This is a genomic window from Halomonas kalidii, from assembly GCF_030010475.1.
Lineage (GTDB): Bacteria > Pseudomonadota > Gammaproteobacteria > Pseudomonadales > Halomonadaceae > Halomonas > Halomonas heilongjiangensis.
Genome location: NZ_JASCQN010000054.1, coordinates 101,461 through 128,071, shown reverse-complemented (window position 1 = coordinate 128,071; position 26,611 = coordinate 101,461). Strand labels below are relative to the sequence as shown.

General features: G+C 65.9%; 20 protein-coding genes. All 20 read left to right on the top strand.

Annotated features, from left to right (window positions below; translation table 11 throughout):
• Positions 1 to 144 precede the first annotated feature (144 nt).
• Positions 145 to 1,626: a flagellar filament capping protein FliD gene (gene fliD, locus QLQ85_RS21095; RefSeq protein WP_282740804.1), complete on the top strand. Its 1,482-nt coding sequence runs from the start codon at positions 145 to 147 to the stop codon at positions 1,624 to 1,626.
• A 282-nt stretch (positions 1,627 to 1,908) separates the two neighbouring features.
• Complete coding sequence (locus QLQ85_RS21090) at positions 1,909 to 2,730, top strand: flagellin N-terminal helical domain-containing protein (RefSeq protein ID WP_282740803.1); 822 nt, start codon at positions 1,909 to 1,911, stop codon at positions 2,728 to 2,730.
• Positions 2,731 to 2,939: 209 nt separating this feature from the next.
• Positions 2,940 to 6,938, top strand: coding sequence for an O-linked N-acetylglucosamine transferase family protein (locus QLQ85_RS21085; protein ID WP_282740802.1), 3,999 nt, complete (start codon positions 2,940 to 2,942; stop codon positions 6,936 to 6,938).
• 64 nt (positions 6,939 to 7,002) lie between these two features.
• Complete coding sequence (locus tag QLQ85_RS21080) at positions 7,003 to 7,224, top strand: DUF2835 domain-containing protein (RefSeq protein WP_282740801.1); 222 nt, start codon at positions 7,003 to 7,005, stop codon at positions 7,222 to 7,224.
• A 490-nt stretch (positions 7,225 to 7,714) separates the two neighbouring features.
• Positions 7,715 to 9,940, top strand: coding sequence for a sensor domain-containing protein (locus QLQ85_RS21075; protein ID WP_282740800.1), 2,226 nt, complete (start codon positions 7,715 to 7,717; stop codon positions 9,938 to 9,940).
• 115 nt (positions 9,941 to 10,055) lie between these two features.
• The gene (locus QLQ85_RS21070) at positions 10,056 to 11,738 is read left to right on the top strand and encodes an HD domain-containing phosphohydrolase (RefSeq protein ID WP_282740799.1); all 1,683 of its coding nucleotides are present in this window, start codon (positions 10,056 to 10,058) and stop codon (positions 11,736 to 11,738) included.
• 284 nt (positions 11,739 to 12,022) lie between these two features.
• Positions 12,023 to 12,445: a flagellar export chaperone FliS gene (gene fliS, locus QLQ85_RS21065; protein WP_282740798.1), complete on the top strand. Its 423-nt coding sequence runs from the start codon at positions 12,023 to 12,025 to the stop codon at positions 12,443 to 12,445.
• Positions 12,445 to 12,846, top strand: a complete 402-nt coding sequence (locus QLQ85_RS21060) for a flagellar protein FliT (protein WP_282740797.1) — start codon at positions 12,445 to 12,447, stop codon at positions 12,844 to 12,846. Before fliS ends, QLQ85_RS21060 begins: the two co-directional genes overlap by 1 nt.
• Complete coding sequence (gene fliK / locus QLQ85_RS21055; protein ID WP_282740796.1) at positions 12,843 to 14,081, top strand: flagellar hook-length control protein FliK; 1,239 nt, start codon at positions 12,843 to 12,845, stop codon at positions 14,079 to 14,081. The genes QLQ85_RS21060 and fliK overlap by 4 nt, the downstream gene beginning before the upstream one ends.
• Positions 14,078 to 14,365 (top strand): EscU/YscU/HrcU family type III secretion system export apparatus switch protein, encoded by a 288-nt coding sequence (locus QLQ85_RS21050; RefSeq protein WP_282740795.1) that lies wholly within the window; start codon positions 14,078 to 14,080, stop codon positions 14,363 to 14,365. The genes fliK and QLQ85_RS21050 overlap by 4 nt, the downstream gene beginning before the upstream one ends.
• 319 nt (positions 14,366 to 14,684) lie before the next feature.
• Complete coding sequence (gene flhD / locus QLQ85_RS21045) at positions 14,685 to 15,008, top strand: flagellar transcriptional regulator FlhD (RefSeq protein WP_282740794.1); 324 nt, start codon at positions 14,685 to 14,687, stop codon at positions 15,006 to 15,008.
• A gap of 3 nt (positions 15,009 to 15,011) precedes the next feature.
• A complete protein-coding gene (gene flhC, locus QLQ85_RS21040) occupies positions 15,012 to 15,596 on the top strand; it encodes a flagellar transcriptional regulator FlhC (protein ID WP_282740793.1) in 585 nt (194 codons plus the stop codon).
• Between the two features lie 208 nt (positions 15,597 to 15,804).
• Positions 15,805 to 16,677 carry a flagellar motor stator protein MotA gene (gene motA / locus QLQ85_RS21035; protein WP_282740792.1) on the top strand — a complete coding sequence of 291 codons (873 nt, stop codon included), beginning with the start codon at positions 15,805 to 15,807 and terminating at the stop codon, positions 16,675 to 16,677.
• Entirely contained in the window at positions 16,674 to 17,636 is a 963-nt protein-coding gene (gene motB, locus QLQ85_RS21030; protein ID WP_282740791.1) for a flagellar motor protein MotB, read from the top strand. Before motA ends, motB begins: the two co-directional genes overlap by 4 nt.
• A gap of 35 nt (positions 17,637 to 17,671) precedes the next feature.
• Positions 17,672 to 19,738 (top strand): chemotaxis protein CheA, encoded by a 2,067-nt coding sequence (cheA, locus tag QLQ85_RS21025; RefSeq protein WP_282740790.1) that lies wholly within the window; start codon positions 17,672 to 17,674, stop codon positions 19,736 to 19,738.
• Positions 19,735 to 20,229, top strand: coding sequence for a chemotaxis protein CheW (locus QLQ85_RS21020; RefSeq protein ID WP_282722632.1), 495 nt, complete (start codon positions 19,735 to 19,737; stop codon positions 20,227 to 20,229). The genes cheA and QLQ85_RS21020 overlap by 4 nt, the downstream gene beginning before the upstream one ends.
• Positions 20,230 to 20,377: 148 nt before the next feature.
• Positions 20,378 to 21,997 (top strand): methyl-accepting chemotaxis protein, encoded by a 1,620-nt coding sequence (locus QLQ85_RS21015; protein ID WP_282740789.1) that lies wholly within the window; start codon positions 20,378 to 20,380, stop codon positions 21,995 to 21,997.
• Between the two features lie 120 nt (positions 21,998 to 22,117).
• Positions 22,118 to 23,488 carry a methyl-accepting chemotaxis protein gene (locus QLQ85_RS21010; protein WP_407650429.1) on the top strand — a complete coding sequence of 457 codons (1,371 nt, stop codon included), beginning with the start codon at positions 22,118 to 22,120 and terminating at the stop codon, positions 23,486 to 23,488.
• A complete protein-coding gene (locus tag QLQ85_RS21005) occupies positions 23,481 to 25,670 on the top strand; it encodes a methyl-accepting chemotaxis protein (RefSeq protein ID WP_282740788.1) in 2,190 nt (729 codons plus the stop codon). Before QLQ85_RS21010 ends, QLQ85_RS21005 begins: the two co-directional genes overlap by 8 nt.
• On the top strand, positions 25,667 to 26,545 hold the full coding sequence (locus QLQ85_RS21000; protein WP_282740787.1) for a CheR family methyltransferase: 879 nt from the start codon (positions 25,667 to 25,669) through the stop codon (positions 26,543 to 26,545). The genes QLQ85_RS21005 and QLQ85_RS21000 overlap by 4 nt, the downstream gene beginning before the upstream one ends.
• Positions 26,546 to 26,611 lie beyond the last annotated feature (66 nt).

The window sequence follows — 26,611 nt, the reverse complement described above, 5'->3', positions numbered from 1 at the left end:
TCCGACGAGCCCGAGATGGCCTGAAAGTTTTCGTTTCCGCTAAAGTCCGCTGCAAAGCAGCCGAGTACCAGAGGGTGAGGAGGAAAATTCACCCGACAGTGCAAGGCGGCATCATATGCGGTATAGGCGAGGGTTCTGCGCACCGTGCCACGCCGCGATTTTCCCGCGCAGACATTTGTGCAGCGTTTCCCTAAAGTTGCCTCGGAAGAGGCCGATAGAGTAGGTAACCTTGGTTTACGAACAGCCGTTCAAGGAAGCGAATATATGGCAAGTATTTCCGCTCTCGGAGTAGGTTCCGGCCTCGATCTCGGTGGCCTGCTCGACCAGCTGCGCGATGCCGAACGCCAGAAGCTGCAGCCGATTGTCGAGCAGCGAACTCAGGAGCAGGCCAGGATCTCGGCCTATGGACGCCTGCAGACCGGGCTGGACAAGTTTCAGGACGCGGTAAGCAAGCTTAACGATGCCTCCTTCTTCAATAGCTTGACCACAGAGGTGCTGGGCGATGGTGTCGGCGCTACCGCAGGAGAGGACGCGGTGGCCGGGCGCTATGAGGTCAGCGTCACTCATGCCGCCAAGTCGGGAAGCCTGGCCAGTACCCGGGTCGATAACCTCGACGATCCCCTGACCGACGCCGGTGCCAGCATCGACCTTACCTTCGGCGATGGCTCAACCCACAGCGTGGCACTGGCTCAAGACGCTACCCTGGCGGATATTCGCGATACCATCAACGATGATCCGGACGCCGGGGTGACGGCCTCCATCATCAATGATGGCAGCGGGAACCGCCTGGTACTGAGTTCCAAGGAGAGCGGTGCAGATGCCGGCATCACCAATATGGCCTTTACCGGTCTGAGTGGCGGCGTCACCCTGGATGAGGATGCTGCCACCCACCAGGCGGGACGCGATGCCTTGCTGAATATCAATGGTATCGAGATCACCAGCACGTCCAATACCGTGGAAGATGCCATACAGGGGGTGACCCTCGCATTGGATGCCAGTGCCGAAGGCAAAACGGCCACGGTGGTGGTCGAGCAGGACAGTGAGTCCCTCAAGGAGGCCGTCGGCGAGTTCGTTTCTGCCTATAACGAGATGAAATCCACCATCGGGCGGATGACGGCGGTGACCGGTGACCCGGAGACCGCCGGCGAGTTGGTCGGCGATCGCGCCGTGCGCACCATCGAGTCGCGTCTTAGTCGTGATCTTGGCGGCCTGGTGGAGGGGGGGGATATCGAGCTTTTCTCCCAACTGGGCATCTCGTTGACCCCCGAGGGGCGCCTGGAGCTCGACGAGACCAGGCTCGATGAGGCGATCGCCACCAATCCCCAGGCTCTGGCCGACTTCTTCGCCGGCGATAGCGATGAGGCCGGTATGGCCGGACGCCTGGAGGCGACCCTGGATCAGGTACTGGATAGCGAGGGAATTCTCAAGCGTTCCATCGACAGTTCCGAAGGGCGAGTGGAGCGGCTCGAGGATCGCTTCGATCGCACCGAATTGCGTGTCGAGCGTACCGTCGAGCGTTACCGCCAGCAGTTCGGTCAGTTGGATGCCATGCTGGCCCAGATGAACTCCATCAGTGCCTATCTCTCGGAACAACTCAGTGCACTGAATTTCCAGAACGATTCGTAGTCCTTCCCGAGCGATTTCCCATACGCGGGCCCGACTGTTCGGGCCCGCTTTCGTATTGGAGCGCAGGTAATGCGCTGGGTGTCAGCGGGGGCTGTACCGGGCTGGGTGTCGTCTCTGGGGGATACGAAAAAATTCATCTTCCCCCTAAAGTCCTGCCCGGCCTGGCCGTTAACTAGGGTAACGGCCAACGGCGCCGTTGAGGCAGGCCCGAGATGCTGGGCCAGGAAACCAAAGGTTCAGTGGGCCCGCCAATGGAGCCCTCAACGCAAGAAGGAAATCACCATGTCCGTGATCAACACCAACATCACCGCCCTGATCGGCCAGAACAACCTGAAGTCCTCCCAGTCCATGCTGGCCCAGGCCCAGGAGCGTCTCTCCTCCGGTCTGCGTATCAACAGCGCCGCCGACGACGCCGCCGGCCAGGCCATCGCCAACCGCATGAGCGCCCAGATCACCGGCATGAGCCAGGCGCAGCGTAATGCCAACGACGGCATCTCCCTTACGCAGACCATGGAAGGCGGCCTGAACCAGATCAGCGACAACCTGCAGCGTATCCGTGAACTGGCGGTGCAGGCGGCCAACGATACCAACTCTGCCGAAGATCGGGCTTCCATCCAGCTCGAGATCGATGAGCGTGTCGCAGAGATCGATCGTGTGGCCGGCGCGACCACCTTCAACGGCACAGACCTGCTGAATGGTGTTGCAACGCTGAACATTCAGGTGGGTGCTAACACTACTGGCGGTGTCGACGATATTTCGGTCGCTACTGTCGATGCACAAGCAGCAGCACTGGGTGTGGATGCACTGGATGTCACTAGCTTTGCAAGTGCTCAGGCTGCCATCGATTCCGTCGATACGGCCCTGCAGGATATCGATGATAACCGGGCGACCCTGGGTGCGACCCTGAACCGCTTCGATTCGGTGATCGAGAACCTGTCCACCAATATCACCAACCTGACCGAGGCCCGTTCTCGCATCGAGGATGCCGACTACGCGGTGGAGGTCTCCAATATGACCCGCGCGAATATCCTGCAGCAGGCGGGTACTTCGATGCTGGCCCAGGCCAACCAGACCCCGCAGAGCGTGCTCTCCCTGCTGGGCTAAGACCCAACCGCTTGACAGCAAGTATTGCGCCGCGCAGTCCTTGCCTCGAGGCTGGCCCATTGGCCAGCCTCGCTTCGTCGTGGGCGCGGGTGGCTAGGCTAAGTGGAGAAAAGGCGGGTAGTGAGAGGCTATTTGCCACCATCCCCCCTCGGCAAGAATCGCTATCCTTGGCAGTTATCATCGTATCCGACTGTCAAGGTGCCCTTGCCATGGCCAAGAAAAATGCCCGTCGACGCTCCACCACGCGCGCGCCCGAGGCCGGGAATCCCTTACCGGCCGCTCAACTCAGCACCTTCGACATGGCGTTTCAAGGGGGGGATTACCCTCGAGCGCTGCGGTTGGCCGAGGCCATGGTACAAGGCTTTCCTCGATCGGCTCAGGCCAGAGAGCTTCAAGCCAATGTGCTGGGGCGGCTAGAGCGATTTGCCGATGCCGGTGATGCCATGGCAAGGGTGGTGGAACTGGTGGAGAAGCCTGGTGCCGCCCAACGGCTGAAGCTGGCCCAGTACCAGATGCTGGCAGGGAGGGCCGCGGCAGCGGTGGCGGCCCTGGAGGAGATCGTCGAGGCCAAGCCATCCCACTTGACAGCACTGGTATGGTTAAGCCGGGCCTATCATCAACTGGGCAATAACCGTAAGGCCCTTGAGGTCAATGACCGTGCCCTGGCGCTGGATGCCCGTCATGAAGAGGTACTGCTGTGGAGAGCGCGCATCCTCGATCAGCTCAAGCACCATGATGATGCCCTGGAGACCCTGGAGCGACTGTCAGCAGTCAACCCGAAGCACACTGGGGTGCAAAACCATATCGCGGCCCTCCATGTCAAGGAGGGTAACTATAAGAAAGCCGAGGCACATTTTGCGAAGGAGCTAGAGTTAGACCCCACGAATGGCCAGGTGCATTCGAACCTCCTGATGGCGGCACACTATAATCCGGAATATAGTGCCAAGGATATCTTCGCCAAGGGACTTGAGTGGGATAAACGCTTTGCCAAACCATCTCCCTCGGGCCGCGCCAATACGTTGAAGGAGCCAGCGAAGAAGCTGCGTATTGGCTTGCTATCCGGCGGTTTCAGAATGCACCCGGTGGGGCAGATGCTACTTCCGGCACTACAACACCTCTCTTCAGAACAGTTCGAAATAATTGCTTACAGCACTAACCAACTGGCCGACAAACTGACTCATGATATTCGGCAGGTGGTACACCGCTGGCAGGTAATCGAAGGATTGAGCGATAGTCAGCTGGAACAGAAGATACGTGATGACGGTATCGATATCCTGATCGATATGAACGGTGCCGGTGAGGGATCGCGTTACGATACCTTGACTCGTGAACCTGCTCCGCTGATCGTCAAGTGGGTAGGGAGTCTGATCAATACTACCGGGATAAGCTGTTTCGATTACCTTATCAGTGACGCCATCGAAACCCCAGAAGGTATCGACGATTATTATACCGAGAAATTGATCCGGCTTCCCGATGATTATATCTGCTACCATATTCCAGAGCATGCCCCAGATGTTAAGACTCTGCCTGCACTGAAGAATGGCTATGTCACCTTCGGCTGCTTGAACAACCCTGCCAAGCTATCGCCGCCGATGTTGGCAGAGTGGGCCGTACTCCTTCATGAGATCCCGGGTAGCAAGCTGTTGCTAAGAGGGGTCCAGTTCGAGAGCGAGCGTTATCGAAGTAAAGTTTTCGGCACTCTTTCCGAGCACGGAATAAGTAGCGATCGCCTGATTCTGGAAGGGCCTGCTCAGCATCGAGAATTTATGGCTACCTACCAGCGCATCGATATTGCTCTGGATACCTGGCCCTACTCCGGGGGCCTGACCACCTGCGAGGCCCTGATGATGGGGGTGCCGGTAGTGACCCGGGTGGGCCCCACATTCGCCGGCCGCCATAGTGCGACACACTTGGTCAATGCCGGGCTTCCCGAGCTGGTCACCGATAGCTGGGAAGACTTCCGCAAGCGGTCAAGGGAACTGGTCAATGATTTGCCAAGCCTGGCAGTAATCAGAGCTTCCTTGCGTACCATCCTGATGGATTCCCCGATCTGTAACGGCCCTCGTTTTGCCAATCACCTGACCACGGCCCTGCGTGCCATCTGGCAGCGCCACTGCGAAGGCAAGGCCCCCGAGGCGCTGACCTTCAGCAAGAGTGGGGCGGCCCGGTTCGCCGGTGAGGACGCACCGGTCAAACTGGCCATGACGCTGTTCAGTGATGGCTTCGACTGGCAACTGGAGAGCCCGGTCGTTGCCATGGATAACGGTGCCGGACTGGCGAGCCGTGACGATGTTGGTGAGCTGCTCGCCAGCGGCCGGCTTGCGCTGTTGAGCTTCGATCCATGCAACACACTGGCTGGGGTGCACCACCTGGCCCAGCGTGGAGAAATCCAGCACTTCCCGGATGTTACGCTTGGGGATGGCCAGCCGGTTACGCTCTACAGGCGCAGTGGAGAAAAGCCCACCAGTCTGCACTCTTCGAGTGGGACGGAAGGGAATGCCAGGCAAGAGCAGATTCCCAGTGTGGCCCTCGATGGCATCGAGGGGCTGCCAAGTATCGATCTGCTGGTGCTGGACGATGCCCACGACAGCCTGGGGATCCTGAAGCACGGTACTGAAGCCTTGAAGGATACCCTGGTGCTGCAGGCAGGCGTCAGATTCAACCCTGTATATGCCAACCAGCCCGAGCTAGGCAAGGTTATCGAATGGGCGAGCCAGCATGGCTTCCGTTTCTATTGCTTCAATAACCTGCACTACCGTAGCCACTTACCGGATAGCGTGCCGGCAGAAAAGCGGCAGGCGACGGAGTTGATGAGTGCAGATGCGCTGTTCCTGCCGAGCCTCGAGCGTATTGATAACATGCAGGAGGCACAGCGGATAAAGCTCGCGTTCCTGTTGCATGCGGTATTTGGAATCAAGGATATAGCGTATTCGTTACTGTCCAGGGATAATAGGGGGTTGGCCAAGAAATATCTTGCTGATCATGGCGTGGTCGATGGCGTTGGTAAGGAAGAGGAATCCGAGCTGTCCGTGAGGAAGGAGAAGCGAAAAGTCTTTGTCGTTGGGTTCCCCAAGTCAGGCACATCGACTATTCAGAAGGCGCTGGAAAAAACAGGATACTCTTCCGCTCACTGGAAAGTGGAAGAAGGATATGTCGGGGAGCTGATGTATCGAGGTTTGGAAGATCATGATGATCCCTGGTATTATCTGGCGCGCTATGAGGCTGTAACTCAGGCGGACGTCTGTCTTCCGGATCAAGGAGTTGATTGTTGGCCTAATCTGGATTTCCATGTCATAAAAAAAATCAAGGAGAAACATCCTGACTGTCTGTTCGTGCTGAACTGGAGGGAGCCAAAAGATACAGTCTCTAGTATTACTAGATGGAGGGATTTGCAGTCGCGTATTCTCAAGAGTGAGGCGCCGCGGCTGCCTAAAGGCGTAGGGGGTGACTCTGAAATCTTGTATTGGATAGAAGAACATATTGGTCGGGTAAGGGAGTTCTTTAAAGACGACCCGAATTTCGTTGAAATAGATATTTCTGATGCGGATGCCCCCGATGTTCTGGGTGACAAGCTCGGCTTGAAATTGGGCTGGTGGGGGGTGGCTAACGCAAATGCACGAAACAAATCTGTTCCTGTCCCAGATGAGCCTTTTATGTCGAGTGCTGAGAAGCAGCTCTTCAAGGCGGAGCTTTGTGCGGCAGAACACTACTTCGAGTTTGGTTCGGGGGGGTCTACTGTATGGGCGGTCAAGCAGGGCTTGAGTGTCAAGGGTGTTGAGAGCGATAATAAGTGGGTTTTTTCATTAAAGAGCAGGCTTGGGGAGAAGTGTCAAGTTGATGCTGTCGATATTGGAGAGACCAGGGAGTGGGGTTTTCCGGTGTCAATGGAGTGCGCTGATAAATTCCCCAGCTACAGCTTGTCGATTCATCAGCATCAAGATATTTTTGACTTGATTCTCGTAGATGGCAGGTTCCGTGTTGCTTGTACGCTTGCAGCCATTGAGCATATTGTTTCCAAGCATTCGGATCCTGGGCGGGCAAGAATATTTATTCATGATTTCTGGAATCGGTCGCAGTACCATGTGGTTCTAGAGTTTCTGGAAACTATCGAGCGCGTGGAAACTGCTGGTGTTTTTCGAGTAAAAGAAAATTGTGATATGAATGGGTTGAAAAAACTCTGGAAGAAATATTCGAAGCAGCCTGCATGAGGGCGCCAAGTGATGGCGTTCGAACGGGAGGAGCCGTGACTCGAGAGCGGAACGTCCGTACGCCATGCCCACCATCGATGTGGTGATCGAACTCTCCCACGACGCCTGCCTGGCCCACTACGAGGGGCGGGTGGGACAGCTGCATACCCGCAGCCTGGACGGCCGGCGGGTGCTCTTTCCCGCCGAGGCGCTGCGCCGGGTGGTGACCCGCGACGGGGTGCACGGCACCTTCCGCCTGACCTTCTCCGCGGAGGGGCGCTTCGAGTCCATCCGGCCGCTCGCCTGACGCCAGCGGCGCGCAGCCCGGTTCAAGCACCCCCTATTTATGCCGATAGTCTAATGGAGAGCTGGCATTGTGCGGCGTTCGCCCGCAACATCGTCGCTAGCTCGGGTGTAAGACCCCGATCGCCCGTGTCAGCCTCGTTCGATCGGATCGCAGGGAGTCTCGTCGTTCATGCCGTTCAAGACCCGGGATCTCGCTCTGGATACCCTGCTGTTGATGGTGGCGGCCACCTTCGTGTTGATGGGCTCGGCCGCGCTGCTGGCAGGGGCCCTGGGGGTCATGCACTATCCCCTGCGCTTGTTGCTGGTGCCGAGCGTGGCTGCCTCGATCCTGCTCTGCGGCATCGGCCTGCTGGCGGCGGTGCAGGGCTGGACTCGGGTGCGGTGGCTGGCCGGCGGTGGGCTGATGGCCCTGGCCCTCTACACCCTCGTGCACCATGGCCTGGTCGGGAGCGGCGGGGGCGACACCGCCTCCCCCGGCGGTGGGCCGCTCCTTGCGCCGCCGCTGGCGGGGGGCTTGCTGGTCGGTGGTGGCCAGCGACGGCACCACGCTCGGCACCGTCGCGCTCTACTGCCGCGAGCCCGGCGGGCCCTCGGAGCAGGAGGCGACGCTGATCGGCAAGGCGGTCGGGCTGGTGGCGCTGGCGGTGGAGCGTCACCGCGTCAGGCATTCGCTGCGGGAGAGCGAGCAGCGCTACCGCTCGTTGTTCGCCTACAACCCGGACGCGGTCTTCTCGCTGGATCTCGAGGGCCATTTCGTCAGCGCCAACGCCACTTGCAGCACGGTCACCGGCTACGCCGTCGAGGAGATGCTGGGCGCCCACTTCGCCGCCTTCGTGGTGGCCGACGACCTGCCGCGCATCCAGGGCTATTTCGAGGCGGCATGCCGGGGCGAGAGCCGTCACTACGAGCTGGATATCCTGAACCGCGACGGGGAGCGCCGGGCACTCGACCTGCTCAACCTGCCGATCGTCGTCGACGGGCGGGTGCGCGGCGTCTACGGCATCGCCAAGGACATCACCGAGCGCCGCCGGCAGGAGGCCCGGCTGCGCACCCTGCAGCGCGGCGTGGAGGCCAGCGTCAACGGCGTGGTGATCGCCGATGCCCGCCAGCCGGACATGCCGATCGTCTACGCCAACGCCACCTTCATGAAGATGACCGGCTACCGGGAGGACGAGATTCTCGGCCGCAACTGCCGCTTCATGCAGGGCGAGGAGACCGACCCCGAGGCCGTGGCGATGATTCGTCGCCACCTGGCCGAGCAGCGCAAGGTGCTGGTCACCCTGCGCAACTACCGCAAGGACGGCACCCCCTTCTGGAACGATGCCTTCATCTCGCCGGTACGCGACGGCGAGGGCCGGGTGACCCATTTCGTCGGCGTGCTGCACGACATCTCCGAGCACAAGGCCTACGAAGCGCGGCTGGCCTACCATGCCAGCCATGATGCCCTGACCGGCCTGGCCAACCGGGCGCTGTTCGAGGATCGCCTGGCCCACGACTTCGCCCTGGCGCGACGCCACGGCCACCAGTTAGCGGTGTTGTTCGTCGACCTGGACGACTTCAAGCCGATCAACGACAGCCTGGGCCATGCGGTGGGTGACCGGGTGTTGATGGAGGTGGCGCGCCGCCTGGCCGATGCGGTGCGCCCCGGCGATACCCTGGCGCGGCTGGGCGGCGACGAATTCGTGATCCTGCTCCCCGATCTGCACCACGAGGAGCAGGCCATGGAGGTGGCCGAGCGATTGCTGCCGATGGTCGCGCGCCCCTACTGCGTCGACGGGCACGAGCACTACCTGACGTGCAGCGTGGGGATCGCCGTCAGTCGGGACGACACGGCACAGCCCCAGGAGCTGATCCAGCAGGCCGACATGGCCATGTACAAGGCCAAGCAGCAGGGGCGCAACGCCTACCAGTGGTTCACCCGCGAGATCACCGAGAAGGTCGGCGAGCGCGTGGCGCTGCGCAACGACCTGCAGGAGGCCATCGACGGCGGCCAGTTCGAACTGCACTACCAGCCGCTGATCGGTCGCGGCGACCGGCTGGCCGGGGTCGAGGCGCTGCTGCGCTGGAACCACCCGGTGAAGGGCTATGTCTCGCCGGCTCGCTTCATCCCGCTGGCCGAGTCCACCGGCCAGATCATGCCGATCAGCGAGTGGGTGCTGGAGCGCGCCTGTCGCGACATGCAGGCCCTGGCCGCCAGGGGGCTGGGTCAGGTGCGGGTGGCGGTCAACCTGTCGCCACTGCAGTTCCACCGAGCCAGCTTCCTCGCCACCCTGCGGCATACCCTGCAACGGACCGGGTTGCCCCCCGAGCAGCTCGAGCTCGAGCTCACCGAGGGCATCCTGATGGACGATACCGAGGCGGCGATCGACATCCTGCATGCCCTGAGGAGCCTGCGGATCGGCGTCTCCATCGACGACTTCGGTACCGGCTACTCCAGCCTGAGCTACCTGAAGCACCTGCCCATCGGCAAGGTCAAGATCGACCGCAGCTTCATCAACGAGGTGACCCTCAGTGCCCATGACGCCGCCATCGTCCAGGGCATCATCTCCATGGCCCATCACCTGGGGCTGGCGGTGGTGGCCGAGGGCATCGAGACGGCGGCACAGCACCAGCGGCTGGCCGACTACGGCTGCGACATCTTCCAGGGCTTCCTGCTGGCCCGTCCAATGCCGCTCGACAGGCTCGAGGCCTTCCTCAGAGCACGCCTGCCGGCCTGAGCGGGGCCTCGGCGGCTCACCTCGAACTAAAGTTCGTCCTGGCCTGGCCGATAGCCCGACAGGGCAGGGCTCCCCGTGTCGGGGGCGCGCATCATCGGACGGACACGAGGCTGGGATGACACGACCGCAGGAAGGCTATACCCGGGTGGAGAGCCCATCGGAGATCGAGTCGCTGCTCGAGGCGCTGAGCGAGCCGGGCGGTGCCTCCCTGCAGCTCGAGTCGCCGGACGGCAAGCCGCTGCCGGTGCTGGTCGCGGAGCAGCAGCCGGGGGGGCACCTGCTGCTCGACATCAGCGCCATCCGCGAGGTCGCCGGCGAGCTCGGGCGCGGCGCGGCGTTTCGCCTGCTCGGCCAGGCCAGGGGCAAGATGCTGCGCACCCCGCCGCTGGCGATGAGCGAGTGCCATGAGGCCGGGGGGCGGATGCTCTGCACCAGCCCCTACCCCCTGGCCCTGGAGGTGCTGCAGCGTCGTGAATCCTTCCGCGCCAAGCTGCGGCTGGGCATGGAGGTGGGGGCCATCGTGCGGGGGGACGAGAAGGAGGCGTCGGTCCAGGGCGATCTCAAGGACCTGTCGCTGGAAGGCTGCCAGCTCGAGCTGCCCCTCGGGGCGGCGAGCCGGCTGGCGTCGCCCCTGCCGCTGGAGATCGAGCTCTGTTTCCCCAACGGCAGCCGCCTGGCGATCCGGGCCAGCCCTCGCCACCACGTGGTCGATACCGAGCGCCAGGCGGTGCGCGCCGGCTTCCAGTTCGTCGCGCCCAACGGCGAGCAGGAGCGCCAGTTGTGGTTCTTCGTGCGCGAGATCGAACGGGAGGCGGCGCGCCAGTCCAACGAGGCGGATGTCTCGCTGCTGCCGTCGCTGCTGTTCCAGACCGAGCCCGCGGGCTCGCCGCCGGTGGGGCGGCGCAATGTGCAGGCCTACGCCACGCCCATGGCCAGGCGACTCGCCCGGGTAGCCGGCTATCTGGATGCCCAGCTCCTCGAGCTGCAGCAGGAGCGTTCGCTGGATGCGGTGCAGTTGTCGCGCCATGCCGACCGCCTGCTGGCGCTGCACGAGGAGGATCGCGAGGGGGTGCTGTTCGCCACCCGTTGCATGCGGCGCGAGCCGGCACTGGTGCGCCATGGCCTCGCGGTGGCGGTGCACCTGCTCGACCTGGCGGCCGTCGGCGGCATGCCCCGTGACGTGTGCAAGGCCCTGGTGGCCTGCGCCATGGTGCATGACCTGGGCAAGGCGCTGCTGTCGAAGCGGCTGCTCGAGGCGACCCGGCTCGATGCCGACCAGCGGGCGGCGCTGCATGTCCATGTGGCCCTGCTGCGGCCACGGCTCGAGCAGTGCCACTGGCTCGCCAAGGGGGTGGTGGAAGCCGTGGTCGAACGCATCAACGAGCGTCTCGACGGCAGCGGCTACCCCCATGGCCTGGCCGGCGAACGGCTCCACGAACTGACGCGCCTGGCCATGGTCGTCGATGCGGTCGAGGCGATGCGCCGCGACCGGCCGGATCGCCCTGCCTGGCGGGTGGCGGATGTCTACCGCCACCTGCTGAGCCACCCTGGGCAGTTCGACCAGCGCTGGGTGAAGCGCTATATCCAGCACTTCGGCCTGCTGCCGATCGGCTCCCTGGTGCGGTTCGAGGGCGGCGAGCTGGGCTGGGTGCAGGGCCTGGACGAACGCGGGCGGCCGGCCCGGGTACAGCTCACCGGCGAGGCCGTGCCCCCGGGCGAGTCGCTCGGCGCGGTCCTGAGTGGCGACCGCCTGGCGGCGCTGGGGCCACCGGTGGCCGAAGTGCCGGTGTCCACTTGAGCCTAAAGTCCTGCGGCGAACCGCCGATAGAAGGAAATAACCCTTCGGACAGGGGCTTTTCGTCGCAGTATCCGGCGAAGTGCCTGGCAGACTGGTCTGGGTCGAAAAGGATGCGTAATGCGGCCAGCTCGATGCCATGATCGCCAGCATGAACCAGACCAGCGACTACCTGACCCAGCAGTTCGACATGATGACTGCCCAGCTCGGGCGCAAGCAATGATCGGGTCCGGCCGGTGCCGCCCGCATGAGCCCGGCCCGAGTAATACGAGAGGAGTGACAAGCCCATGAACGTCATGCGCGGAGCGGCGGCCTACGGCCGCGGAGCCGGTGCCTATGCCCGGGTCGGTGTCGAGAGCGGGGTGATGTCCGCCAGCCCCCACCAGTTGATCGTGATGCTCTTCGACGGGGCCCAGGCCTCGATCCGTGCCGCGCGCATCCACATGCAGGCCGGTAACGTCGCGGAGAAGGGCAAGGCGATCTCACGGGCCATGGACATCGTCAACAACGGCCTGCTGGCGGCGCTGGACGCCGAGCGCGGTGGCGAGATCGCCGAGCGCCTGGCATCGCTCTACGACTATATTGCGCGGTTGCTGCTGGCGGCCAACCTCCATGACGACGAGGCGAGCCTGACCCAGGCCGAGAAGCTACTCGACGACGTGGCCTCCGCCTGGCGCGAGATCGGCGGCTCCCCCGCACAGGAACGATGATGAGACACCAGATCCCCCCCGAAGCCCAGCAGGCCCTGATCGCCGCCTATGAGGCACTGCTCTCGCGCTCATCGCGGATGCTCGACTCGGCCCGTGACGCGGACTGGGAGGCGCTGGTCGACCAGGAGACCGAGTACGTGGTGCAGGTCGAGCACCTCGGCCGCCTGGATGCCGAGCTGCCTCTCGATGACGAGCGGGTCGAGCGCAAGGCCGAGCTGCTCGAGCGCATCCTCGAGCAGGACCTCGAGATCCGCCAGCGGCTCATCGAGCGTCGTGACGAGCTCGACCGCCTGATCGGCAGCTCGCGGCAGCAGTTGGCGCTGTCACGCACCTATGGCCCGCAGCAGGCCGCGTCGGAGACGATCGATGCCGAGTGGCGCTTCACCAAGAAGCCGTCGTGAGCGGTATCAACCTCCTCATCGACACCCTGCTGCACCAGGTGCTGGGCAAGCGGGTCGATACGCCACCGCCAAGGGAACTCAACGAGCCGGTCAGGCCGGTGTCGCCCGCCGAGGCACCCCGCGCCCTGCACAGCGACTCGCGGCTGGATGCCCGGGCCCGTGAGTCGATCACGCCCGAGATTGTCCGGACCGCGCGTCAGCCGGCAGGTGCGCCGGTCGCCCCCCGGTCGACCGGCGAGCCCCCGCCCCCCTCCACCCAGACCCACTTCACCCCCTCGGCGCGCTCCATCGCCGATCTGCTGATCCGCTTCCCCGCCCCGCCCTCGGTGATGCGCCCCCCGCTGCCACTGATCGCACCCGACGATCCCGCCTCGCCGGCCCAGCTCGCGGAGCGCCTGCAGGGCAGCGTGCGCGACAGCGGCCTGTTCTACGAATCCCACCTGACGCGCTGGTTCCGCGGCGAGCTGCCCCGCGAGCAGCTGCTGCACGAGCCGCAGATGTGGCGCACCCGGAGCTTCACGCCCGCCTCGCCGGCCGCGGTCCGCGAGGTGCTGGCTCCGCTGCAGGCGCATGCGCCGCCGAGCGGGGCAAGCCGGGGGAGGGGCGGCGACGCGCTGCCCGGTGCCGAGCGCGGCACCGCGATGCCGGTTTCCTCGGGGCCTGTGGCGGCGGGAGGGGCGGCTTCCCCGGCGCCGCCGACGGGCGGGACGACCGTCACGGCAACGGCCGCCGGTGGCGTCGAGGGGCGTGACCCCGGCCTGCCGGCGGCGGGTCAGCCGGTGCCGGCCGAGGAGGCGGATCGGCCGGTGCGCGTGGCACGGGAGCCGTTGCACGAGAGCCTGCAGGGTATCGTGCGCCATCAGTTGGAGATGCTGTCCATGCCGGTGCTGCGCTGGGAAGGTGACGTCTGGACCGGCATCTTCATGGCGCTGGTTCTGCATCTGCCCGCTGGCCAGGGGGAGGGGGAGGCGCCGGACGATGAGGCTGGCCGCCAGGAGCGGGAGTCCCGGGGCTGGCGCACCGGGATGACGCTGCAGGTGGCCGGCCTGGGTGAGGTGGGGGTCGACCTCTGGCTGCGTGGCGAACGGCTGGATCTCGATCTCGCGGCCCGCGAGCCCGGCGTGTTGCGAGCGCTGGAGCGGGGGGGCGGCCGGCTGACGGCGCGCCTCGAGGCCTGCGGCCTGGTGGATGTCCGGGTGCGGGTCGGGCCGGCCGGCCCCGAGGAGGTGTCATGAGCGACAAGCCGTCGGAGCAGCGCAAGCGTGCCGTGGCGCTGGCCTATCGCGACGGCGACGATGCACCGCGGGTGGTGGCCAAGGGCTATGGCGAGCTTGCCGAACGGATCATGGCCGAGGCGAAGCGCCAGGGCATCCACGTGCACGACGCGCCGGAGCTGGTGGCGCTGTTGATGCATCTGGATCTCGACGAACGGATCCCGCCGAGTCTCTACCGGGTCATCGCCGAGTTGCTGGTCTGGGTGCGCGAGATCGCCGACGAAGCGAATGGTGGGGCCAGATAGCTGTTTGTGTTTGTAAAAAAATGTTAGTGATTTGTAAAAAACCAAAGTAACCTTTGTCGTATTATAGACACTAAGCCTTTCCCCTTACGTCAGGAGCATGTTTTTTCTCATCTTTTTTTGGGGCCCTGTTGCCGATCGTCTCTTGACGACCTTCGGAGGCGGAGTTTCGTAGGATTGCAAGTCGGAAATAAATGTACACAATCTGTCAACGGAACTGACGTCCGCGACGACGACCATGTCGCAAGAGCATGGTCGGGCGGGAATAACAATGACGTCGTGTGTCGATTTTTCACGACCCCATACCTAGGCGCAGGGAACCATGAACGATACCAGTCTTCTGGACGAGATCGAGGAACTCAACCTCGCCTACCTCCTTCTCGCACAGCGCATGCTGCACGGCGATCGTACCTCGGCGATGTTCCGCCTGAAGATCGACGACGAGATGGCGGATCTACTGCTGTCGCTGAATGCCCGGCAGCTGGCGAAGCTGGCGCGGACGAACCAGCTGCTGTGCCACTTCGGCCACGTGAGTGCCGAGCGGCTGCGCCAGGTGACCCATAACCAGCGCGAGCAGGGCCTGTCCCGCTTTCACGCCGCCCTGCTGATGGCCACCCGCCCGGACGAGCTGGCGGTGGGGGCCTGAATCATGTCGCAGAAGAGTCTGGTCACCGAAATGGAGCAGGTCCAGCTGGCCATCGAGCTGATCGAGCTCGGCGCCCGGCTGCAGGTGCTGGAAACCGAGACCGACATCAGCCGTGCCCGGTTGATCAGGCTCTACAAGGAGGTCCGCGGCATGTCGCCGCCCAAGGGCATGTTGCCGTTCTCCACCGACTGGTTCATCACCTGGCTGCCCAACGTCCACTCCTCGCTGTTCTACAACATCTACCTGCGGCTGCGGGAGGATCATGGCTGTGAACGTATGGAGGCCTTCGTGCGGGCCTTCCGGCTCTATCGGGAGCAGGTCCAGATCGATGGCCTCGAGATGGTGCTGGGGCTGACCCGGGCCTGGACCCTGGTGCGCTTCTTCGAGAGCGACCTGTTGCAGCTCTCCGGGTGTACGCGCTGTGGCGGCCACTTCGTCGCCCATGCCCACAGCCCCTCCCACGACTATGTATGCGGCATCTGTCAGCCTCCCTCACGGGCCGGCAAGACCCGCAAGCGGCAGAAGGCCCCGGTCCCGGCCGTGGCCAGCGGCAATGGGCTGGACCCGGCCATTCGCCACCGGGCCTGAATCCCCTTGATACCCCCAGACGCCCCGCATCGGGGCGTCTTGCCGTCTGGCCCCCGATTTTTTCCCGCCGCCCGCCTCAAGTCCGGTTCGTCCCTGCCGATAACGGAGATGACGCTCCCGCCGCCATGGGCGTGCCTGGTGTGGCGGGGACTCGATGGCCCAGTGCCGGCCGCGGGACATGCAACGTTGTGAGAAGAGGACACCGGCAGTGCTGATACCCCTTGGATATATCGTCGTCATCCTCTGCGTGTTCGGTGGCTTCGTGCTGGCCGGCGGCAACCTGGGCCCTCTCTACCAGCCCACCGAGTTCCTGATGATCGGCGGGGCCGGCGTCGGCGCCTTCATCGCCGCCAACAACGGCAAGGCGATCAAGGCCTCCTTCCGTATCCTCCCGCGGCTGCGCCGCTCCAGGAAGTACGACAAGGCGCTCTACATGGAGCTGATGGCGCTGCAGTTCAAGCTGCTCTCGAAGGTGCGCCGCGAGGGGATGATGGGGATCGAGCGCGACATCGACACCCCCCAGGAGAGCGCGCTGTTCAACGAGCATCCCCAGGTGCTCGCCGATCCCATGATCATGAACTTCCTCACCGACTACCTGCGCCTGATGGTCAGCGGCAGCATGGACCCCATGGAGATCGACGAGCTGATGCTCCACGAGATCGAGGCCTTCGAGCAGGAGGCGCACATCCCCGCCGATGCCATCGCCAAGGTCGGCGACGCCATGCCCGCCTTCGGCATCGTGGCGGCGGTGATGGGGGTGGTGAAGGCACTCAGTACCGCCGATGCCGCTCCCGACGAGATGGGCGAGATGATCGCCCACGCCCTGGTCGGCACCTTCCTGGGCATCCTCCTGGGCTACGGCTTCATCAATCCGGTGGCGAGTCGCATCGAGCGCCAGGCCAAGGAGGCGGAGAAGATGCTGCAGTGCATCCGCGTGACCCTGCTGGCCAGCCTGCACGGCTATGCCCCGCAACTGGCGGTGGAGTTCGGTCGCAAGGCCCTGCATACCGCCGAGCGTCCCGGCTTCAGCGAACTCGAGGAGTACGTGCGCAACGCCAGGTCGGGTGCGGGTAGCGCATGAGTGCGGCGGGGGAACGGCGGCCGATCATCATCCGCCGCAAGAAGGTGATCCACCGTCACCATGGCGGCAGCTGGAAGATCGCCCTGGCCGACTTCATGACGGCGTTGATGGCGCTGTTCCTGGTGATGTGGATCCTCTCCGCGGCAAGCCCGGAGCAGCGCGAGGGGGTCGCCGACTATTTCAGCACCCCGCTGGTGGGGGCGATCACCACCGGCGGCCAGCAGGCCACCGGCAGCACCAGCCCGATTCCCGGCGGCGGGCCGGATCCGGCGCACACCGACGGCGAGCGGGCACGCATCGACATGCGCACCCAGACCCGCCCCAGCGACGAGCAGCGGCGCTTCTTCAGGGACCTGCAGCGGCGCATCGAGGCGGTGATCGAGGCCGACCCCGAGCTGCGCCAGCTGAGGCAGCAGCTGCGCTTCGACCTGACCCAGGAGGGGTTGCGGATCCAACTGCTGGATACCGAGCAGCGCCCGATGTTCGATCTCGGCAGCGACCGGGTGGCGCCCTACATGCGCGACCTGCTGCGCCTCATCGCCCCGCTGCTCAACGAGCTGCCCAACGACCTGAGCCTCAGCGGCCACACCGACAGCCTGGCCTATCTCAACGGTTACCGGGGCTACAGCAACTGGGAGCTCGCCAGCGGTCGGGCCAACGCCTCGCGCCGCGAGCTGGTGAGCGGGGGGCTGGAGCCGGACAAGCTGCTGCGGGTGTCGGGCCTCGCCGACCGGGTGCCGATGCCGGACACCGCTCCGGCCGACCCGATGAATCGGCGCATCGAGCTGCTGGTGCTCTTCCCACAGGTGAGCGAGCGGATCCGTTCGCCCAGCCTGCTGGACGGTCCCGGCATGCCGTCACTGCTGAGGCAGCGAGATACCGGCCCCGTCGACCCGGCGCCGGTGGAGCGGTTCACCGACAGCCTGCGCCAGGCCCTCGGTGGCGATCAGGGGCCCTGAGGCCCGTCAACACTACTCCAGGGTGGAAGACGCGGATGGATATCACCGATTTCTACGACACCTTCTTCGAGGAAGCCGAGGAGCTGCTCGCCGACATGGAGCGCTATCTCCTCGAGCTGGATGTCGAGGAGCCGGATGCCGAACAGCTCAATGCGATCTTCCGGGCCGCGCATTCGATCAAGGGCGGTGCCGGGACCTTCGGTTTCGACGTGCTGCAGAAGACGACCCACCTGTTCGAGAACCTGCTCGACCATGCCCGGCGCGGTGAGCTCGCCCTGCGCCGCGACATCGTCGACACCTTTCTGGAAACCAAGGACATGCTTCACGATCAGCTGGATGCCTATCGCAACGGCAACGAGCCGGATCAGGAGGCCTTCGAGCGCATCTGCACGACCCTGCAGCAGCTGGCGCTGGAGGAGATCGGCCAGGACCTCGACGGTGGCGGCCCTGCCGCGGCAGCGGCCGTCGCGACGCCGGCGCCCGAGCCGGCCCCGGAGACGCCACCCGCCGATCAGACACCGCCCGGCGGTGACGCCGGCCAGCTGGTGGTGGCCCTGCTGGGGGTGAGCGACGAGAACCGCCGGCTGCTGGTGGAAGAGCTCGCCCAGCTCGGCGAGGTGCGCGGTCAGTCCGGCGACCAGGCCCGCTACGAAGTGACACTCGAGACCACGGCCAGCGCCGACGACATCGAGGCGGTGATGTGCTTCATCATCGAGCCCGAGCAGATCGAGGTACGCGCGCCGGCCGCCACCGCCGATGCCCCTGCCGAGCCGCCCGTTGCGCCGGCCGCTGCCGAGCCGGTGGTGGCCGCGAAGGCGACGCCACCGGCCAAGCCCAGGCCCGCGGCCAAGGGGGCCGGGGAGTCGACCTCGATCCGTGTCGCGGTGGACAAGGTGGACCAGATCATCAACCTGGTGGGCGAGTTGATCATCACCCAGTCGATGCTCGACCAGACCGTCAGCGAACTCGACGGCGTGCCCAACGGCTCGCTGGTCAACGGCATGAACCTGCTGCAGCGCAACGCCCGGGACCTGCAGGAAGCGGTGATGTCGATCCGCATGATCCCCATGGATTTCGTGTTCAGTCGCTTTCCGCGCGTGGTGCGCGAGACCTCGGGCAAGCTCGGCAAGCAGATCGAACTGGTCACCGAGGGCGAGTCCACCGAGCTCGACAAGAGCCTCACCGAACGCATCATCGACCCCCTCACCCACCTGGTGCGCAACAGCCTCGACCATGGCATCGAACCGCCCGAGGCGCGCGAGGCGGCGGGCAAGCCGCGCACCGGCAAGCTGGTCCTGTCGGCCAAGCACCAGGGCGGCAACATCCTCATCGAGGTGATCGACGACGGTGCCGGCCTCGATCGCGACAGGCTGCTGGCCAAGGCCCGCGAGAACGGCCTGAACGTCTCGGACGCCATGAGCGACGACGAGGTGTGGCAGCTGATCTTCGCCCCCGGCTTCTCCACCGCCAGGGAGGTCACCGACGTCTCCGGCCGTGGCGTCGGCATGGACGTGGTCAAGCGCAACATCCAGGGCATGGGCGGGCATGTGCAGATCATGTCGACGCCGGGCGAGGGGACGACGATCCGCATCGTGCTGCCGCTGACCCTGGCGATCCTCGACGGCATGTCGATCAAGGTGGGCGGCGAGATGTTCATCCTGCCGCTGTCGGCGGTGCTCGAGTCGTTGCAGCCGGCCCGGGAGGATCTCTATGCCATGGCCGGCGACGACGTGGTGCTCAAGGTCCGCGACGAGTACCTGCCGGTGGTGGCGGTACACGAGGCCCTGGACGTGCCCGACGCCAGGACCGAGCTCACCGAGACCATCGCGGTGATCGTGCAGGGCGAGGGACGCCGCTATGCCCTGCTGGTGGACGACCTGGTCGGCCAGCAGCAGGTGGTGGTGAAGAACCTGGAAACCAACTATCGCAAGGTGCCGGGGGTGTCGGCGGCGACCATCCTCGGGGACGGCAGCGTGGCCCTGATCCTGGATATCACCGGCCTGCATCGCCTCAGCCGTAGCAAGAAGGAGGCGCGCCGGCCCGTGCGTGCCGCCCACTCTCTCGAAGCCTTATCCGACAACCCGCTGGAGACCTCATCATGAACCAGACGACCGACGCGGCCCTGACGGCGGCCGAAGCCCACCACCGGGAGTTCCTGGTGTTCTCGCTGGGCGAGGAGGAGTACGCCGTCGATATCCTCAAGGTGCAGGAGATCCGCGGTTACGAGAACGTCACGCGGATCGCCAACGCCCCCGACTTCATCAAGGGCGTCACCAACCTGCGCGGGGTGATCGTGCCGATCGTCGACCTGCGCATCAAGTTCCACCTCGACAGGGTCGAGTACGGCGGCCAGACGGTGGTGATCGTGGTCAACGTCGAGGACCGGATCGTCGGCATCGTGGTCGACGGCGTCTCCGACGTGATGACCCTGTCGCCCGACCAGATCAAGCCGGCACCGGAGTTCGGCGTGACCCTGTCGTCGGACTTCCTCAGCGGCCTGGGCAGCCTCGATGACCGCATGCTGGTGCTGGTGGACATCGACAAGCTGCTGACCAGCGACGAGATGGCGCTGGTCGAGCGCGTCAGCGAGTGAACGGCGCCTCCTTTCGGCCTCAAGCGCCGGCGACACGGGCCGATATCCAGCCACGAGTGCCGGTGCGGGGCAGGATGCACCGAGACCACCACACCACCAGATGAGGACGACCGAGGACGCCATGCGGGGACTGTCGACGACGAAAAGATTGTGGGGACTGTTGGGCATCATCTGGCTGGCCATGCTGCTGCTGGTCGGCTGGGGCGCCTGGGAAAACCGCCAGACCATGCTCAGCGAGCGCAAGGCAGCGCTCGGGGACACCATCGACATGGCGATGAACGCCATCGCCGGCCAGGCCGAGCGGGTCGCCGACGGCGAACTCGAGGAGGCCGAGGCCAGGGCCCTGGCGGCGGCCATGGTGCGCGACATGACCTATGACCAGGGCCGCGGCTATATCTATGTCTTCAACGAGGACTACGAGCTGCTGGCCCACCCGCGCCTGCCCGTGGGCACCTCCGTCGGTGACTTCCAGAACGAGGAGGGACGCTACCTGTTCCGGGAGTTCGTCGAGTCCGTGCACCACGACGACGGCTTCGTCGACTATCTCTGGGCCCACGAGGAGCAGGGCGGCCTGGCGGAGAAGTCCTCGTTCCACGCCTACTACGCCCCCTGGGGCTGGGTCGTGGGTACCGGGGTCTACATCGACGACATCGACGCCGCCTTCCTCGCCTCGCTGGTCGGCAACCTGCTCGCGCTGCTGGCGGTGGGTCTGCCGCTGACGGGGTTGATGGGCCTGACGATCCGCGACATCTCCCGGCGTCTCGGCGGCGACCCGCGCTATGCCGCGGAGGTGGTGAGCCATATCGCCGATGGCGACCTGACCCGTGACGTTCGCCTCGCCGCGGGCGACCGGCAGAGCCTGCTCTACGACATCGACCGCATGCGCACCTCGCTGGCCTCGACCATCGGCGAGATCCACCACGGCGCCGACGAGCTCAACCACGCCGTGGCCGAGCTCGGCGCGGGCAACGACGAGCTGGCCACCCGCACCGAGCAGCAGGCGGCGTCGCTGGCCGAGACCGCCTCGAGCATGGAGCAGCTGACCGCCACCGTGAAGCAGAACGCCGAGCACGGCGAGCAGGCCCGTGAACTGGCCGGCAGCACGGCGCAGAATGCCGAGCGGGGCCGCCAGGCCATGACCAGCGTGATCGACTCCATGTCGGCAATCAACGCGAGCGCCGGCCAGATGACCACCATCGTCGAGACCATCGACGCCATCGCCTTCCAGACCAACATCCTGGCGCTGAATGCGTCCGTCGAGGCCGCCAGGGCCGGCGAGCATGGCCGCGGCTTCGCCGTGGTCGCCGAGGAGGTGCGCAAGCTGGCCAGCCGCAGTGCCGAGGCCGCCCAGGAGATCAAGGGGTTGATCGAGACCTCGGACGGCCAGGTCGCCGAGGGCACCCGTCAGGTGGAGGCGACCGGCAAGATCATCGCCGGCATCGCCCGGGAGATCACCCAGCTCAGCACCCTGGTCGACGAGATCTCCGCCGCCTCCCGGGAGCAGAGCCACGGTATCGAGCAGGTCAACGAGGCGGTCTCCCAGATGGATCGCATGACCCAGCAGAACGCCGGCCTGGTCGAGGAGCACACCGTCGCCTCGCAGCGCCTGGCCGACCAGGGGCAGCGCCTGCGCGAGCACGTGGCGCGCTTCCGAGTCGCTGCCGGCCAGCGGGCGACAGCAGGCTCGGGTGAGGCCCGGCGCCCCGCCCTGGCGGCCCCCGAGACGCCCCGTGCGTCGGCGGCGAGCAAGGCACTGGCCGAGGCCTGAGGGCGCCCCGGCATGACGCTCCCTGGCGTCGGGGGAGGCGAGCCGGCCGCAGAGCCGGCCCCTCCCGAAACCCGCAGGGCGGCCGGCATCCGGCCGCGGCAGACATGAAAGGTAGGCAGCGTGAAACGATGGGTGAAGCGGGTCCTCGACAACATGACGGTGCGGCTCAGCTGGTTCCTGGTGCTGGGCACCTTCTTCGTCCTGATCCTGGTGCTCAGCAGCCTGGGTCTCTACGTGCTGGAGCAGGGCCGCCAGGCGGTCGCCGAGATGGCCCCCCATGCCGGCGAGGCCGGTGTGCTGGGTCAACGCGCCTTCGCCGAGGCGGTAGCGACCCTGCGGCTGGCCATCGTCGCCGTGCTGCTGCTCGCGGTGTTGACCACGGTGGCCGTGGTCTGGGGCGTCACCGCCAACGTGATTCGGCCACTCTCGCGGGTGGTATCGCACTTCGACACCATGGCCGGCGGCGACCTCTCGGTGCCGATCGAGCATCTCGGCGACAACGAGATCGGCCGGCTCTACGCCTCGGTGGAGAAGATGCAGCAGAGCCTGTCGCAGACCGTGGGCACGGTGCGCGGCAGCAGCGACACCATCTACCGCGGCTCGCAGCACATCGCCAACGGCAACAACGACCTCTCCGCACGCACCGAGCAGCAGGCCGCCTCCCTTGAGGAGGCCGCCTCGAGCATGGAAGAGTTTTCCTCGACGGTGAAGCAGAACGCCGACAACGCTCGCCACGCCAGCCAACTGGCCGGGGAGGCCTCGCGTACCGCTGGGGCGGGCGGTGAGGTGGTGGGTGAGGTGGTCGCCACCATGCACGAGATCAGCCAGAGCTCGCAGCAGATCACCGAGATCATCAAGGTGATCGACTCGATCGCCTTCCAGACCAATATCCTGGCGCTCAACGCCTCGGTCGAGGCGGCGCGTGCCGGCGAGCAGGGGCGCGGCTTCGCCGTGGTGGCCGGCGAGGTGCGCAACCTGGCCGGGCGCTCGGCCGATGCCGCCCGGGAGATCCGTGGCTTGATCGAGGCCTCGGCCGCCCGGGTCGACGCCGGTACCGCGCGGGCCGACAGGGCCGGCCAGACCATGGGCGAGATCGTCGCCGCGGTGCAGAAGGTCAGCGACATCATGGACGAGATCGCCTCCGCCTCCCAGGAGCAGAGCAGCGGCATCGACCAGGTCAACCTGGCCGTGACGCAGATGGACCGGGTGACCCAGCAGAACGCCGAGCTGGTGCAGCAGGCCGCCGCCGCGGCCCACCAGGTGGAGGCCGAGGCGGAGCGACTCAAGGGCGCCGTGGCCGGCTTCCGCCTGGCTGGGGGCGGTAGCGACAAGACCGGCGACCTGGCCCGCTGGATGCCGGCGCTGATGCCGTCACGGCAGGACGGGGCATGCCAGGAGTCCGCCGGGCGCCTCGGCCACGGTCATCCTAACGACAACCCATCGACAAGCGCGGTGCCGACAGTCGCCACCAGGGGAAACGACGATGCGTAACAACCAGCCTGTCACCCGGCAGGAGTATCAGCTCGAGGACGATCACTTCCTGATCTCCCGCACCGACCTCAAGGGGCGGATCACCTATGCCAACCCGGCCTTCGCCGAGGTCAGCGGCTTCCGCCACGACGAGTTGATCGGGGCGCCGCACAACCTGGTACGCCACCCGGACATGCCGCCGGAGGCCTTCGCCGACCTCTGGGAGACCCTCGCCGCCGGCGAGAGCTGGCGCGGACTGGTCAAGAACCGGCGCAAGGACGGCGACCACTACTGGGTCGACGCCAACGTCACCCCCATCGTCGAGGATGACCGGGTGGCGGGCTACGCCTCGGTGCGGATCAAGGCGACCCGCGAGGCAATCGAGCGGGCCGAGGTCGCCTACGCGCAGATGCGGGCCGGCAAGGGCAAGCACCTGCGCCTCGACCGTGGCCGCCTGCGCCGCCGCGGCCTGCGCGGCGCCCTGGCGCGTCTCAACCTCGGCTCCATGCGTGCGCGAATCACCTTGATGGTTGGCGTGGCGGCGCTGCTGCTGCTGGCCAGCGGCGGCATGGGGCTGTTCGGCCTCCAGGCCTCCGGCGAGCGCCTGGCGGAACTCAACCGTGACGGCCTCGAGGATGTGGTGCGGCTCCAGCAGATCGGTCAGCTGGTGGCCGAGGCGCCCCAGAGCCTCTCGGGCCAGGACCGCATGTCGGTGATGAACGTGCGCGAGGAGCGCGCCGCCGACCTGCAGCTGGCCGTCGAGCGGCTCGAGGCGATCTGGGCCGACTTCATGGCCCGCGAGGTCAACCATGCACCCGAGACCCGCGCCTTCGGCGAGGCACTGGATGCCTTCATGCAGGACGGCCTGCTGCCGATGGCCGCCTCGCTCACCGGCGAGCCCTTCGATGCGCTGATGGCGCTCAACAATCGGCTGGCGCCGCTGCTGGAGTCGTCGGGCGAGCTGGTGGGGTCGGTCAACGAGCTCATCGAGCGTGAGCGCCAGGCCGCCGAGGCGATGGCCGCCGCCGCCGAGGCCGCTCAGCGGCAGATGCTGCTGGCCCAGGCCGGGGTACTGGCCGTCGGCCTGCTGCTGCTGGTGCTGCTGGGCGTCATGACCCTCAGGGCGGTGATCAGGCCGCTGCGCGACGCCCTGGCCTTCACCCTGCAGATCGCCGCCGGCAACCTGGCGGCTCGGGTGCCGGCTCGTCGTCGCGACGAGGTCGGTGAACTGCTGGGTGGCCTGGATACCATGCGCAAGAGCCTGGGCAGCATCGTCGGCGACGTCCACGGCGGCATCGCGGTGGTGACCCCGGCGGCCCGCGACATCGCGGCGGGCAACGACGACCTCTCCTCGCGCACCGAGCAGCAGGCGGCGTCGCTGCAGCAGACCGCCTCGAGCATGGAGGAGATGACCACCACGGTGCAGCAGAACACTGACAACGCCCGCCAGGCCAGCGGCCTGGCCACCGAGAACGCCGGCCGGGTCCGCGAGACCGGCGAGCTGATGCACGAGGTGGTGGCGACCATGGGGCGCATCACCGAGAGCTCGCGCAAGATGGCGGAGATCATCGACGTCATCGACTCGATCGCCTTCCAGACCAATATCCTGGCGCTGAATGCCTCCGTCGAGGCGGCCCGGGCCGGCGAGCAGGGCCGCGGCTTCGCCGTGGTGGCCGGCGAGGTGCGCAACCTGGCCGGACGCTCGGCCTCCGCCGCCAAGGAGATCCGCACGCTCATCGACGGCTCCTCCCGGGAGATCGGCACCGGCGCCGAGGTGGTGAATCGGGCGGAGGGCGCCATCGCGGAGGTGGTGTCGGCGACCACCCGCGTCAACGACATCATGGGCGAAATCACCGCGGCCTCCGAGGAGCAGAGCGGCGGCATCGGCCAGATCAACCAGGCCATCGCCGAGATGGACCAGGTCACCCAGCAGAACGCCGCGCGGGTCCAGGCCAGCGCCCGGGCCTCGGCCGAGCTCGAGCACCAGGCGCAACGGCTGTCGATCGCCGTCGCGGCCTTCCGCCTGCGCGGGGCCGGCATGGAGACGGCGCCGAGCCTCGAGGAGCGACGCGCCCAAGCCGCCGGAGAGGGAGGCGAGGGTGCTGAGCGGTCGACGCGGGCCTTGCCGGCCTCCGCCCAGGCCGGCACGCGGCAGCCGGTGCGCCGCCAGGCCACCGACGTCGAGGAGTGGGAGGAGTTTTGATCGAACCACGGGAACCACTGGTCTGCATCACCGGCGGCTGGGCGTCCGCCAGCGGCCTGGAGCGGGACCTGGAACTGACCGATGCCGACTTCGCACGGATTCGCGAGCTGATCTACCGGCGCGCCGGCATCGTGCTCGCCGAGCACAAGCGCGAGATGGTCTACAGCCGGCTCGCCAAGCGCCTGCGCCATCACGGTCTGACCCGCTTCGGCGACTATCTGGCGCGGCTCGAGCGCCAGCCCGAGGCCCGCGAGTGGGAGGCCTTCACCAACGCCCTGACCACCAACCTCACGGCCTTCTTCCGCGAGGCGCACCACTTCCCGCTACTGGCCGAGCACCTGCGCGGCCGGACGGGACCGGTGCGGATCTGGAGCGCGGCGGCATCCACCGGTGAGGAGCCCTACTCCATCGCCATGACCCTGGCCGAGACCCTGGGCCCGCGGGCCCAGCCGGCCCGGGTGATCGGTACCGACATCGACACCGACGCCCTGGCCCGGGCGCGGGCCGGCGTCTATCCCCTCGAGCAGGTGCACAAGCTGGAGGAGGCGAGGGTCAAGCGCTTCTTCCAGAAGGGCACGGGGCGGCAGGCGGGGCTGGCCCGGGTACGGCCCGACATCCGGGCGATGGTGGAGTTCGAGTCGCTCAACCTGCTCGCCCCGGGCTGGGCCCTCAAGGGGCCCTTCGATGCGATCTTCTGCCGCAACGTGATGATCTACTTCGACAAGGAGACCCAGGCACGGATCCTCGAGCGCTTCGCCCCGCTGCTCAAGCCCGATGGCCTGCTGTTCGCCGGTCATTCCGAGAACTTCTCCTATATCACCAGGGCGTTCCGTCTCCGTGGGCAGACGGTCTACACGCTGGCCTCAAGGACGTGAACGACCGGGCACGGGCCGCCTAAAGTCCCGCGGCGACCCGCCGATACACGTAACAGAATCCAGAAC